Genomic DNA, 13,096 nt, shown 5'->3' on the forward strand with positions numbered 1-13,096 from the left:
AGTTAATCAGTCTCTTCTTTTCGATTGATAATTTTGTCTATGGCACTAGCTAAATACATATGTGCTCCTGCCGAATTCTTATTCAAAACATTAGTTTCTAGAACTACTATGTATTTTACATCGTTCGGATGCTCTACTATAATAACAGAATTCATGTAATTATATACATTTCCAGCATATGCAGCACAATCAGGATCTTTTTCTCTATCACATTTATAAAGACTTCCTGATTTAAAATATACGGCGGCAGAATCTAATTCTTTTGAATATGCATATCTAATTCTACGATCAGTCATATAAAGTAATCTCTTTATTTCCAAGCTTGAATTTCTATCAACAACATTTCCTTGCTCTAATTGAACCAAATATTTCATCAAACCAACTGGGGTACCAATACTCCCTCCTTTATCGCTTACATATTTGTTCGCAGATGTTGTAAAAAAGCTTCCAAGTCTCCATTCGTCTTTTGAGATTCCAAGATTTCTAAGTGGTTCATTTACAACTCTATTAGCTAAATTAGTTAAAGTGTCTCTTGGAGTATCCTTAAACCATTGTTCTTGTTCTTCTTCCGTGGTCGTAAAGTAATCTTGACCCAAACCTGCCATTAATAACGCTTCTCTCCAAACAATACTAGCAGCACCATTATTACTTACGGATAGCATATGATCTGCCCACTCATAGAGTGAGAATTCATCGCTTGCAATAACTTTTCGCTTGGTTAATTTATCGGTCTCTGGATTGTAAATAGGAATGGTGTGATGATCTCCTAAACCCCAATACCTTGAATGTTTGCGTATGGTTTTTAAATAATGGACTCGTTGATCCCAAGAATCTGGACATAAATTTTTCAGTTGGGTAAATAGTGCAGTAATAACAGCTATTTTACCAACACTACCTGGTTGGTAACCTACCGTCTCCCTAAATGCGGCATATCTTAATTTATCCGGGTTGGTCATATCCATAATGGCAGCAGAATAGCCAGCATTTGGAATAACGCGTCCCAATTCCTTTTCAAAATCAGGATCTTCAACCATAATTTCTCCAACGGAATCCTTAGAACGACTAACCAAGTTCAATTTAATATCGCTTAATTTAAAATAGGCGCCAGCTGGTATACGTGTATATTTTATGCTATCTCTCACAATTTTCTCTAGTTGAAGCAACCGTGTAATTCCCGTTTGATTATATCCATCGATAGGGTAGTAGTTGAAACCAAATGAGATTAATGCAAAAATTGTCAAAGCAGAATATAATAATGTCTTTTTCATCCCTGATGTTTTTTATTTGGAAATCAAATTTTTGTAGATAAATTAATTTTTTTGGAATAATCAATTTTAGGCGCAATTGAATTTAAATATTCAGAAGTCTTGGCATTAGAATTTTCCACAAATGGACGAATTTGGAACAACCACAATTTATCTTCCTTAAAACCTAATTCCACATCATAAGCGCCTTTATAATCATTATTCCATGCCTTGGGCATTTTTTCCCGTATCTCTCCAGCAATCGATCTTAAATCCTTAATATTTGATTCATTCAATATAGGTTTTTCAAAAGTTGTATACAACTTAGAAGTGCCTCCGGTTGAAGGTAGCCCATTATAATCTGGATCTCTAGCTGGAGACAATAAAACAACATCAGTCTCACTTATGAGTCTTGTCTCTGCAGATTGACCATCAACGGCTCCACCTGCACCTTTACTTATTGCAACCGTTAAATCTTCTTTATTGCCAGAATTGATACCCTGAGTAATCATTACTCCAGAATATTCAACATCTACACTCGGAATAACCAAAATTGAAGGGAATACATTTTCCGGATTTAAAAGGTATTGTTGACGCCATTTAAAACTACGTTCAGTATATGGTGAAGCCCAAACCTTTTTAATTCCTTCATAAATTTTATTTTCATCAGCCACATTGAACAACGTCAAATTCAACCCAGCCCCAGTAAATTCTTTTAAATCTTCCATATTGGTATCAGACCTAAGAAATACAGGAACTTCACCAATATCCTTTTTAAAAACATTCTTGAAATTAGATTTTATATCCTCCTTAAAACTTTCCTTAAAATCTAAATTCATGATTCCTTCCCTAAGCTTTGCCAATTGTTCTAATTGGTAGGCTTCTATTTCGCTCTCAGGTTTGCCAGAAGTCTTCATCTCCCTAGCATTTTGGAATGTTGTGTTCAAAAATGTCCAATAACTAACAGTTTCTCCTGGCATCGTATTATCCATGTGGTCCCTGAAAATCCCGAATGGTATAACAAAGCCTTCAACAACATGATCGGGAAACAAAGACTTTAACTGCCCTAAATTAGCCGCTTTTGGTCCACATAATTTTCCTGAATCATTGGCATTAACATCACGTAAATTAAGTATCGTAGTCTGTTCCAGTTTTATATTATCAGTTGGTACAGTTATAACGTTCCGTTTTGTGACTTTTTCAGTAAATAAATCCTTCTCTTGATTTGTCATTTCATTAGCAAGCTTCATCAATACCGTTCCCTTATCTGAAACTGCATAAAAAATTTCTTTGCCATCGTATTTTTTAAGCGACATTAGGTTTCCATCTGAAAGGGCCGCATTCGGAACTCCAAGATTACGAGCGAGTAGCTGAACGTGAGAAACTAAATTTCCTTCAGAAACGGTTAGAATTCCTGCAACTGGTTTTAAATCGGAAGGAGGACGTTGGAAAACGTATATGTTCTCTCTGCTAACCTCCACATTATTTTGATTTCCTTCAATTACGAACAATTTCCCTTTTGCATATCCAGGATTTAAACCGGTAATATTGCTTTGCTGTGGGATATCAAATACATTATTAGTAACCGCAGAATTTTCCGAAATAAAGGAACCCAATTTGCCAACAGCATCTCCTAAAGGAAGAGCAACAGTAGATCTAACCCTGTCATCAATAAATCCGTGAGCCTTCGGCTCGAACTCTGAATAAATTTCTACTGTTTCACCATAAATGCTTTTCACATAAGCCGTTGACCATTGCACTAAGGCTCTTGAAACTTCCAAAAACTGATTTAAACCTTGTAAGGTTGCTTCGGCATCTCCCATTAAGGCCAATTTATTATCTACAGTCTGATATTCCCAATCCTCAACTAAACCAGTCCCGACCGTGGCACAACCCAATAAATTAATTTTATCCGTCAAGGTTTCTAAGGTATTCGTATCCCAATCGTTAGCCTTTTTTATAAGGATATCTTCCAGTTTATTAGAAATATCCAAAATCAACAGTTTATCCTCTGAAGATTCAATTTCATTAATGTTAATGCGAATCTGATACAGCAAATCAGAAATTTCTGAAATCAGAACTTCATCTGATAAATTATTAGAAGAAGATGTTAGAAACGCTTTTAATCTGGAGGTTAATTCATTATTAGTCTTTACTTTCTGGGCATTTGCCGCTAAACTTTGAAAGTCTACCGGTTTATGGAATTCTCGCAAAGATGCCCTAAGTTTTGTGAAAAGTTTTTTGATGTCAGCCGATAAATCGTTTTGGTGTTTTGCGTAAAAATCATCAACTAACTTTATATCTATTGGTTCAGGTTTACTATGAATTTTAACACGAATATCCATAAACGGTTCATACTCATCAGCAATCATTTTAGACTCTGAGCGCACCCGTTGGGCCAAGTTATCATCGCCACTATGTGGAATATCCCTAAGGGATTGTCTTACCAAGAAATAATATTTGTCAAGAACCTCATCCTTTTCAAGTAACCAATGGTAAAAATCAACACCCCAAGCCTCTTCATCTTCAGACTGAATAGAGCCTCTGTAAAATTGTCCCCTCTCTAAAATCCAACCATTGTCTACATTAACTAAGTATTTATTTAATTGGTATTGTTTTATCCGGCTCATATTATTTTGGGCATCCCAAAATTTAGCTTCATCCAAACTTGCCAAAATATCTGCAAAATAAAGTCCGTACTCCTGTGCCAACTGTTCAACTTCTGGCTTAAACGTGGCATGCTGTATTCCACCAACCTCATCCGGGCAAGGGTCCTTTGCATCTCTCATAGTTCCATCATCACAAAACCATTTTATGCGATAATATGGTCCTCGGGAATCCTTTTTAAGCTGAGAAATAAGAGTTGTAATCTTATTGTTAGGAATTTCTTGGGAGTATCCATTAGCTATGAACACCAAACATAGAATTAGGCCAAATTGTTTAAAATGTTTAAAGGACATATCTCTTAATTAAGAAGAATTATTTTAAGTTGTAAAATACTGAAAATAGATCATTATTTAAATAAAATCTAACATCAGAAATGGTAAAATAACCAATCCCAAAGATAATATTTCGAAACCCTTAAATTGATTTATTCGGTTTACTTATTATCAATATTCGTGAAACCACAAATTGGTTTATAGTGTCATAGGTAATAATTAATTCTTAAGAAAAAAAGGAGTTATCCTAAAATAACTCCTTATAAGAAATAACATTGGTATATGTAATTTGAATCTTATCCCTAGATGAGATCTAGTTATAAGACTGCATTTTGCCTTTCCTTTTTCTTAATTGTCGTTCTAATTGTTCGACGGCTTCGGAAAAACTTTTTTTGAAAGTATCCTTACTGCTTTCCGCAAATAGTCTTGGTCCAGGCACACTTAATCTAATACCCGAAATCTTCCCGGTGGTTTCTTCTGCAGTATTTTCTACTTTAAAAAAAACATCCGCACGAATTAGGAATTCATACTTGTTGAAAAGTTTTTCTAAATGCCCCTTAGCAAAGGCCTCAAGGGTCTCACTCGATTTTACGTCGTGATATTCAAAATTTACCGTCATATTCATCAATTTTAAGAATTATAAAGATAAAAAATGACATAAGCTTTGGAAGTGTTTTAATAGAAATTTATGATGGCTTTAGGTGTATTAAATCATTTTTCTAGAAATAAAATTTTGAAAAAAGCTAATCATCTGATTATCTTTATCTTCATTTCATTCCAAAAATCGGTATTATGGAAACAAAAGAAAAACGAAAAAGACACGCAGACTTCCAAGATGCGTACCGCCGATCTTCTAATTTTAATTCAATTGTAAAGGCAGATGAAAATATTCGTTTTTCGTTGAAAGGAGATGGAAAATTAAAAACATCTAGTAAAAAGATTCAGGCAGCGGAAGAGGATAAATTAATAGAGGAGACTCTAAATAGTATATCCCAAGAAGAGGAGTAGATTTTTTATTCAAACGATTCTTTAATTTCTTCCAATTAATTTATTTTAACCCTAAAAATCAATTTCCCCATCCAAGATTATTATAAAATGGCCATAATTAGTTACACTTTTTATGAGCGGTACTTAGTAAATTTATTCTAGCATCTTCATTCTAGAAGGTTGTGCCTAATAATTAAAAGAAGAATTTCTACTTGTATTTCATTAAAAATCTATTGTTCTGTAAAGTGGGAAAATTCAACAAAATTTAGAAATTCTAAATTGAAGAATTCCTGACAATTAACGCTTTATCTTTAAAATTCTTTAACGAGTTTATTAAATACCCTTCTACAATTTCGATTTTTTAGGCGATTTAGTCGATTTGGCTAAATATCCTAAAAACTAATTTTTGTCATGTTTTGAGGGTTCTTCTATTCGTAACTTTAATGAGACTTCTACATAATCCATTAATTACAAAATAATTCGCCTTATGAAAGTATTTGACAACAAACACATTAAAAATGTCGTCTTCGTTGGCGCCCATAGAACAGGTAAAACCACCCTTGCAGAGACCATGCTTTTTGAAGCTGGTCTTCTTAATAGGAGGGGTACCGTAGAGCAAAAAAATACGGTATCAGATTACCATGATTTAGAACAAGAACGTGGAGCCTCGGTTTTCGCCACTCCCTTACATACCGAGTGGCGAAACTATAAGATCAACATTATAGACACCCCAGGTTTAGATGATTTTATCGGAGAAATTATATCATCAATAAGGGTAGCGGACACAATAGTAACATTAATCGGTGCAGACCAAGGAGTTGAGGTAGGCACCGAAATTATTTGGAACTATATTGATAAGTACCATAAACCCACAGTTTTCGTAATCAACAAAATTGATCATGAAAAGGCAAAATTCGATGTCGCCTTACAAAGTCTTCAGCAATTGGTAGGAAAAAACGCTATTCCAATTCAATATCCTCATACAATAGATGGGGCACAATGTATTATTGATGTCCTTAAAATGAAGATGTATAAATTTGGTCCCGAGGGAGGTAAACCAGAAAAATTACCAATTCCTGAATCTGAACTCGACAAAGCTAATTACCTACACAATGAATTAGTTGAAAAAGCTGCTGAAAATGACGAATCCTTAATGGAATTGTTCTTCGAAAAAGGAACATTGAATGAAGACGAATTAAGGCAGGGAATTAAAATAGGAATGCTCAACCATGAAGTATTCCCAGTATTCTGTGTTTCAGCCTTAAATGATATGGGTAGCGGTCGGTTAATGGGCTTTATTGACAATGTTGCCCCTGCCGCTACAGAATTAAAAGCAGAACAAACCATTGAAGGAGAATTGATTGAACCAAAACTAGAAGGAAATACTTCATTATTCGTCTTCAAGACTTTATACCAATCAAATCTTGGCCAGATAACTTTCTTTAAGGTAAAATCTGGTGAAGTTAATCTTAATGATAAATTATATAATACTCGTACTGGAGAGTCTGAAGTATTAAATCAACTTTATGTAATGGACGGCAAAACTCGGCATGCTGTTCAAAAATTAACCGTAGGGGATATAGGGGCTACTACAAAGCTTAAATATACTGATACAAATGACACCTTAGCATCCAAAGCAGAATGTGGTACAATCAAGCCAATAAAATTCCCCCAACCTAGACTTACAAGGGCTGTATCGGCAGTTAACTCAAGCGATGATGAAAAACTAAGCGAGGCATTAAAAAAGATTCACAGCCAAGATCTTACTGCGGACATATCATATTCACACGAAACCAAAGAAACCTTATTGGGTACACAGGGCGAATTGCATTTAGCCATAATCAATTGGATTTTAATAAATGAATATGGTATTGAGGCCAAATTTGAAGATCCAAAAATTTCCTATAGAGAAACCATACAAAGAAGTTCAACCGCAAGTTACCGCCATAAAAAACAATCAGGTGGATCGGGTCAATTTGGTGAAGTACACCTAAAAATTGAACCATGGTTTGAAGGCATGCCAGAGCCAGAAGGATTTTCTATTAGAGGCAAAGAAGAAGTTGATCTTTCATGGGGCGGTAAATTGGTTTTCTACAACTGTATAGTGGGAGGAGTAATCGATGCCCGTTATTTGCCATCCATTATGAAAGGGATTATGGAAGTGATGGAATCTGGACCTCTCACCAAGTCTTACATTCGAGATGTTAGGGTAATGGTCTATGACGGAAAAATGCATGCCGTTGATAGCAACGACATATCATTTAAACTAGCAGGCGCCTATGCCTTTAAGCAAGCCTTTTTAAATGCAAATCCAAAATTATTAGAACCAACGGATAAGGTTTCCATTAGGGTGCCCGAATCATTGGTAGGAAATGTTATGACGGAATTGCAGAGTAGGAGGGCAATCATTCAAGGAATTGAATCTGAAGGCGGTATGCAAGTTTTGAATTGCATCATTCCGACCGTAGAACTCACCGATTTTTCGACCCAACTACGCTCGCTAACACAAGGTAGGGCTACTTACACAACAACGTTCGAAGGATATAGTGCCGTGCCATCACATATTCAAAGCAAACTTTTGGAAAAATCAGAATTAGAAACAGTATAAAATTTAAAAATCAGTATCATGTCAACACGAGTAATGAATTTAAGCGACTTAAAGTTTAATGTTGATACATGGAAACGCGAACTACGCTTCCATTTTAATGAAATGGATACATTTCAAGAACAACTAGAGGATATTGTTCAAAGAGAAACAAATCCAGAAGCATTGAAAAAACTTGAAATGTTCCAGAATCGAATAATTATCGAAAAAGATGTCATTTCAAAATTATTGCAAAGGTGCAAGGACAAGGCAAGAGCTATAAGCCGGGCTTATATAACTAGTGATTATGGTGATCAATTAAAGAATAACCATCGAAATCTAGGTGAAGACATGCGTACTTATATCTCCATGCATTATGAGCTCAAAGAAGACATGATGGACTTCTTTTTGAACTATTTTTAAATAAAAATTAGAGTTATTAAAGCCTCTAAATAATGTTTATCAGAATATTAGAGGCTTTTTTATGTCTTAATGTTAAATTTTAGTTAACTGATTAATTGAGTTAAACTGTCCATCCGTTGAGTTAAGATGTTTAAGTATGTAGGCATATTTTTGAACAAAATTTTGTCTATGAAGCTTATCACCACCCTCACTTTGTTTGCAGTAGGCTTTTATAGTATGCTGCTCTCGATATTTGATAGCCATATTTGGCTGACATTCAATTTTTCAGAAGGGGACGCAAAAATATCTTCCATAAATAAACTTGCATTCGGACCTGATGGAATTCTATTTGTTGGCGATTCTGAAACTGCTTCAATTGTCGCTTTAGAAACTGAAGATTTAAATATATCCGATGGTGAAGAAGTGGATATTAATTCTTTGGATAAATCAATTGCAGCTGTTTTAGGCACTACTGTGGATAACGTAAAGATTTCCGATATGGCGGTTAATCCTATTTCTAAAAATATTTATTTGGGCGTACAAACCGGAAATGGAAATTCGGTATTGCTTCGTTTAAATAAAGGTAAATGGGAACATTTAGATCTAAAGAACATCAGCCATTCAACCATTTCCCTTAAGGATCCTATAGATACTGATGCCAAGGACAGAAGGGGAAGATCGCAACGCATGTGGGCAATTTCAGACCTCAAATACCACGATGGCAATATTTATGTTTCAGGTCTTTCCAATAAAGAATTTGGAAGCACCTTTAGAAAAATCGCTTTCCCATTTAACGAAAATCAAGATCATGCAACCTTGGAAATATGGCATGCCGCCCACGGACAATTTGAAACTCAGGCCCCAATTAAAACCTTTAATTTTATAAGCATAAATGGAAACGATCACCTGCTTGCGAGTTACACCTGTACCCCGCTAACGGTATTTCCATTATCCGAATTAATTGATGGCAATCATGTTAAAGGTAGAACTGTAGCTGAGTTAGGTTCTGGTAATTCTCCTTTGGATATGGTCCAAATTTCAAAAGAAGGAAAAAATTATATTCTATTAGCCAACACTAATCGACCATTGATGAGAATTAGCAAAGATGACATAGCTAAATTCGAAAAAAGTTTAACTGATCCGGTTGAAGAATTTGCCCAAACAGCAGGCGTAGATTATATTAGTCTGCCAATGGTGAATGTTCTACAACTGGATGACTATAATGATCAAAATGTTATTTATATCCAAAGAACAGCCGAAGGAGACCTTATTTTAAAGACTCGCACTAAACAATGGATATGAACTCTATCGAACTCAAACCTGTAAAGATCAAGTATACCTTGATCTTTTTTTTATTATTGATTTTTTGGTCATGCAGACAACATAAAACAATAGACATACCAGAAATTGTATACGAGGGAAGGGAGGCGGTAAGTGTAAAGTTTTATTCAAATGAGGAAACTACAGATCTACATGTTACCATCAAAGGCGATCAAAATCCTCCAATTTTAGGCAATTTACTCTGGAAAACAGATCATTTTGAATTTGTACCCCTGATACCATTTACTCCAGGTTTAACCTATAGTTTAAAGTCCAAGGAGGAAGAATTGATTTCTTTTGAAATCCCACTACAATCTAAGCAGAATGCCCGTCTACAATATTGGTTCCCACAAAAGGATACCGTTCCTCAAAATCTTTTAAAAATGTATCTGGCATTTTCCGAGGAAATGAATAAAGTACAAGACCCATTGCAATACATACAAGTTAAAGACTTATCGAATGGGGAAGTGGTGCCAATATTTTTATCACTTGAAAACCATTTGTGGAATGAAGATAATACCGAACTTACCCTTTGGTTGGACCCTGGAAGGATAAAAAAAGATTTAATTCCCAACAAAGAAAGCGGTACCCCACTAATCGCAAATAAGAAATACGAATTTATCATATCAGAACAATGGCCAACTGCTTCAGGCGCTTCCTTGGATCATTCCTATTCTAGAACTTTTTTTGTAACTGCGGCCGATAAAAATAAATTGGATATAAATAAAATTCAATTAAATAGAATTCAATTAAATACACTACACAGCCTAAATATAAACTTTAATGATACCTGGGATTTAATTGTAGCCATGGATGCCATCCAAATTTTAAAAGAAAATGGTGATTTTGTTGAAGGGGAATTGGAGCCAGTGCAAAATTTATATGGCCTAAAATTTAAGCCTCACAAAAATTGGCAACCTGGAAAGTATGCTATTCTAATTGAAACAAGGGCAGAGGATTTAGCAGGTAATAATCTTTTGAGGTTATTCGATACAGATCTTAGTTCCAATGAAGAAATCCCGAATAATGAATCTATAATCATCCCTTTCGAAGTAAAATGAAAAAGGCTCAGGTTATCCCTGAGCCTTTATATTATCTAGTCTTTAAACGAGTTTGGAAATGGTTCTGAAAAATGTTTAGCAAAGAAGCCCATCATCGATCTATATAAATCCAATGAATTTTCTTCTTTCCCGAATCCGTGGCCTTCATCGTACTTAACCATATAAGGCACATCAAAACCCTTAGCTCTTAAAGCTTTCACTATTTGATCTGATTCATCGATGTTTACTCTAGGGTCATTTGCTCCTTGGGCAACAAACAAAGGGGCCTTTATTTTATCGATATTGAATACTGGTGAAACTTCAGTCATAATTTCTTTTTCCTCAGGAATACTTTCATCATACCATATTTCTTTAATTATTGATAAGTAGGGTTTCCAGTAGGCGGGAATGGTGTTCATGAATGTAAATATGTTTGAAACACCCACGTAGTCTACACCACATTTATATAAATCTGGTGTTTTGGTTAACCCTCTTAAAACTGCATATCCTCCATGGCTACCGCCATAAATTGCTACATTGTCCTTATCAACCCAGCCTTGTTCAATTACATATTTAACACCATCTTCCACGTCATCCATGGCTTTTCTTCCTATTTGTTTGAAACCGGATTCTAAAAATTCACGACCATAGCCTCCAGAAATTCTAAAATTCACCTGCAAAGTTGCATATCCTCTACTAGCAAAAAGTTGGGTTTCAGGATTAAATCCCCAAGAATCCCTAATTCCCTGTGGTCCACCATGGGGATTAACAATTAACGGCACCTTTTTTCCATTAATCGCTTCCTTAGGCAGTGTAATATACCCGTGAAGTGTTTTACCATCACGAGAGGTAAAGGTAATCGGTTTCATTTCGGCCATATCTTCCTCTTTTAGTTGTGGCATTAAATTGTATAACACCTCAAACTGATCGGAATTCACATCATAGGAATAGTATGTGCCATATAGCTTATCACTTTGCACAAAAATCAACAGTTTACTTTCATCGTCTGTGGCATCAGCAACTGAATAATTGTAACCTGGAAACTTATCTGTAATTTTTTTATGCAATTTTTTATAGGTATTACTAACCGGTACAATCGTTTGCTTATCACCTTCATAACTGAAGTAGTCTAACTCATAATTACGTTTTCGAGACAAATGCATACCACCAACATCATAATTTTTATTAGAAAACAAGGATTTAATCACTTTATCTTGGGCAATATCGTAAAGAACAATCTCTGCCTTATCATTCGTAAGATTAGTAAGCACATAAGCATCATGGGGATACTCTGTAGCATAATTAAAGCTCATTACTCCAAAAGAATCTTTCCAATTCAAATCTTTCAAAACTTCGAAATTAGAACCATCCTTTGAATAGTAGAACAATATATTTACACCGTCTTTTAAACGTGCAAAACCTCTCAATTTTCCATCCTTATCGAACAAATAATTCATTATTGGGTTTTGAGCATCATCATTGGCATACAATTGCTCCAAATCACCAGTATTAATGTTTATTTTATATGGTTCAAAAATTTGGGGGTTATTTTTATTCATGGTAATTAATACATGATCTTTATCCTCTTTCAACTCTTCCACGATCGAGGTTCTTACATTGTCGTAGGGCGTTAGAGCTTTTAAACCCGAACCATCAATATTTACTGCAAACAATTGATAATTTTCATTACCTCCTTTATCCATTGTATAAAGAAGACGGCCATTATTCGCCCAAAAGTATCCTCTAATCAATTCTTCCTTTTCCTCAATAGCCCTATTTACATCTCCAGTTTCTAGATTTTTAACATAAATATGATTCTTAGAATTTTCATCCTTTTCTCTGTAGGAGAGATATTTGCCGTCTGGAGAAAATCTGAAGGATCTTGCTTTAGGCCTTGCAAAAAAATCAGCAACTCCGTACTTATAGGTTTTTTTATCCCAATTGGCCAATTGCTTTAATTCCTCTTCAGTAGAAGGTAAAGAAGGATCTCCCGGAATTGTTTTTTCCGATTTAATTAAAATCAATGGCACGCTTACTGCACCTTGATTAAACGTCCCTTCCATTTTTTCATCACCCACTTTTGCGGTGAAGTGAATTCCCAATTTACTAGCTTTAACGGAAACAGAATCACCAATCATAATGGCTTCGTCCGTAGGAATTCCAGTAGCGCCTTGGGAAGGACTATCTATAGTTGCAATAAGCGATTCTCCTTCTGTTGAAAAATTAAAAGCTAATGGAATCTTCATTCCTTGAACTTCTAGATCTCCTTTCCAAGTTCCTTCAATAGATTGCGCCAATGAAGGGGTGAAGCTACCTAAAATGATTATTAAAAGTAGCCCAATAATACGATTTGTCATGTGAGTTGATTTTTATAATTATGTATTACCACATTGGTCCGCTATTCTCCTGTAATGTTACAAAATAATAAAGGTTTTTTTCGTGAAATTTTATTCTAACATTCTCATAATTAATTATATAAAACAATTCTATATTTCGTAAATTGAGTTACGATATTCTCGCATTTTACGATTTTTCGTAAATCACATCAGCTTCCAAAAAACCGTAACTTATTGTTTTATT

Annotated in this window: 9 protein-coding genes; 5 read left to right on the plus strand and 4 right to left on the minus strand. The window is 34.9% G+C overall.

Annotated elements, in window-relative coordinates; translation table 11 throughout:
* Positions 1–2 precede the first annotated feature (2 nt).
* The 3 genes from ISU00_RS15145 to ISU00_RS15155 form a co-directional block, all read right to left on the minus strand.
* Positions 3–1,268: a serine hydrolase gene (locus ISU00_RS15145; RefSeq protein ID WP_228851512.1), complete on the minus strand. Its 1,266-nt coding sequence runs from the start codon at positions 1,266–1,268 to the stop codon at positions 3–5.
* 23 nt (positions 1,269–1,291) lie between these two features.
* Positions 1,292–4,204 carry a PEP/pyruvate-binding domain-containing protein gene (locus tag ISU00_RS15150; protein ID WP_228851513.1) on the minus strand — a complete coding sequence of 971 codons (2,913 nt, stop codon included), beginning with the start codon at positions 4,202–4,204 and terminating at the stop codon, positions 1,292–1,294.
* Between the two features lie 292 nt (positions 4,205–4,496).
* Positions 4,497–4,802: an HPF/RaiA family ribosome-associated protein gene (locus ISU00_RS15155; protein ID WP_228851514.1), complete on the minus strand. Its 306-nt coding sequence runs from the start codon at positions 4,800–4,802 to the stop codon at positions 4,497–4,499.
* A gap of 173 nt (positions 4,803–4,975) precedes the next feature.
* Between ISU00_RS15155 and ISU00_RS15160 the strand changes: the two genes are divergently transcribed.
* The 5 genes from ISU00_RS15160 to ISU00_RS15180 all read left to right on the plus strand — a co-directional run bounded on the left by ISU00_RS15160 (position 4,976) and on the right by ISU00_RS15180 (position 10,537).
* Positions 4,976–5,191, plus strand: a complete 216-nt coding sequence (locus ISU00_RS15160; RefSeq protein ID WP_228851515.1) for a hypothetical protein — start codon at positions 4,976–4,978, stop codon at positions 5,189–5,191.
* A gap of 466 nt (positions 5,192–5,657) precedes the next feature.
* Complete coding sequence (locus ISU00_RS15165; protein ID WP_228851516.1) at positions 5,658–7,778, plus strand: elongation factor G; 2,121 nt, start codon at positions 5,658–5,660, stop codon at positions 7,776–7,778.
* A gap of 18 nt (positions 7,779–7,796) precedes the next feature.
* Complete coding sequence (locus ISU00_RS15170; protein ID WP_228851517.1) at positions 7,797–8,177, plus strand: hypothetical protein; 381 nt, start codon at positions 7,797–7,799, stop codon at positions 8,175–8,177.
* A gap of 168 nt (positions 8,178–8,345) precedes the next feature.
* Complete coding sequence (locus tag ISU00_RS15175; RefSeq protein ID WP_228851518.1) at positions 8,346–9,458, plus strand: hypothetical protein; 1,113 nt, start codon at positions 8,346–8,348, stop codon at positions 9,456–9,458.
* A complete protein-coding gene (locus ISU00_RS15180) occupies positions 9,455–10,537 on the plus strand; it encodes a hypothetical protein (protein WP_228851519.1) in 1,083 nt (360 codons plus the stop codon). Before ISU00_RS15175 ends, ISU00_RS15180 begins: the two co-directional genes overlap by 4 nt.
* Positions 10,538–10,572: 35 nt before the next feature.
* On the opposite strand, the gene ISU00_RS15185 is transcribed toward ISU00_RS15180, so the two are convergent.
* Positions 10,573–12,873: a S9 family peptidase gene (locus ISU00_RS15185; RefSeq protein ID WP_228851520.1), complete on the minus strand. Its 2,301-nt coding sequence runs from the start codon at positions 12,871–12,873 to the stop codon at positions 10,573–10,575.
* Positions 12,874–13,096 lie beyond the last annotated feature (223 nt).

This window comes from Aegicerativicinus sediminis (assembly GCF_015476115.1).
Taxonomy (GTDB): domain Bacteria; phylum Bacteroidota; class Bacteroidia; order Flavobacteriales; family Flavobacteriaceae; genus Aegicerativicinus; species Aegicerativicinus sediminis.

Bases quoted from the DNA above. Each gene is read 5' to 3' on its own strand.
- ISU00_RS15145 (WP_228851512.1), bottom strand. From the start codon at position 1,268: ATGAAAAAGACATTATTATATTCTGCTTTGACAATTTTTGCATTAATC.
- ISU00_RS15150 (WP_228851513.1), bottom strand. From the start codon at position 4,204: ATGTCCTTTAAACATTTTAAACAATTTGGCCTAATTCTATGTTTGGTG.
- ISU00_RS15155 (WP_228851514.1), bottom strand. From the start codon at position 4,802: ATGACGGTAAATTTTGAATATCACGACGTAAAATCGAGTGAGACCCTT.
- ISU00_RS15160 (WP_228851515.1), top strand. From the start codon at position 4,976: ATGGAAACAAAAGAAAAACGAAAAAGACACGCAGACTTCCAAGATGCG.
- ISU00_RS15165 (WP_228851516.1), top strand. From the start codon at position 5,658: ATGAAAGTATTTGACAACAAACACATTAAAAATGTCGTCTTCGTTGGC.
- ISU00_RS15170 (WP_228851517.1), top strand. From the start codon at position 7,797: ATGTCAACACGAGTAATGAATTTAAGCGACTTAAAGTTTAATGTTGAT.
- ISU00_RS15175 (WP_228851518.1), top strand. From the start codon at position 8,346: ATGAAGCTTATCACCACCCTCACTTTGTTTGCAGTAGGCTTTTATAGT.
- ISU00_RS15180 (WP_228851519.1), top strand. From the start codon at position 9,455: ATGAACTCTATCGAACTCAAACCTGTAAAGATCAAGTATACCTTGATC.
- ISU00_RS15185 (WP_228851520.1), bottom strand. From the start codon at position 12,873: ATGACAAATCGTATTATTGGGCTACTTTTAATAATCATTTTAGGTAGC.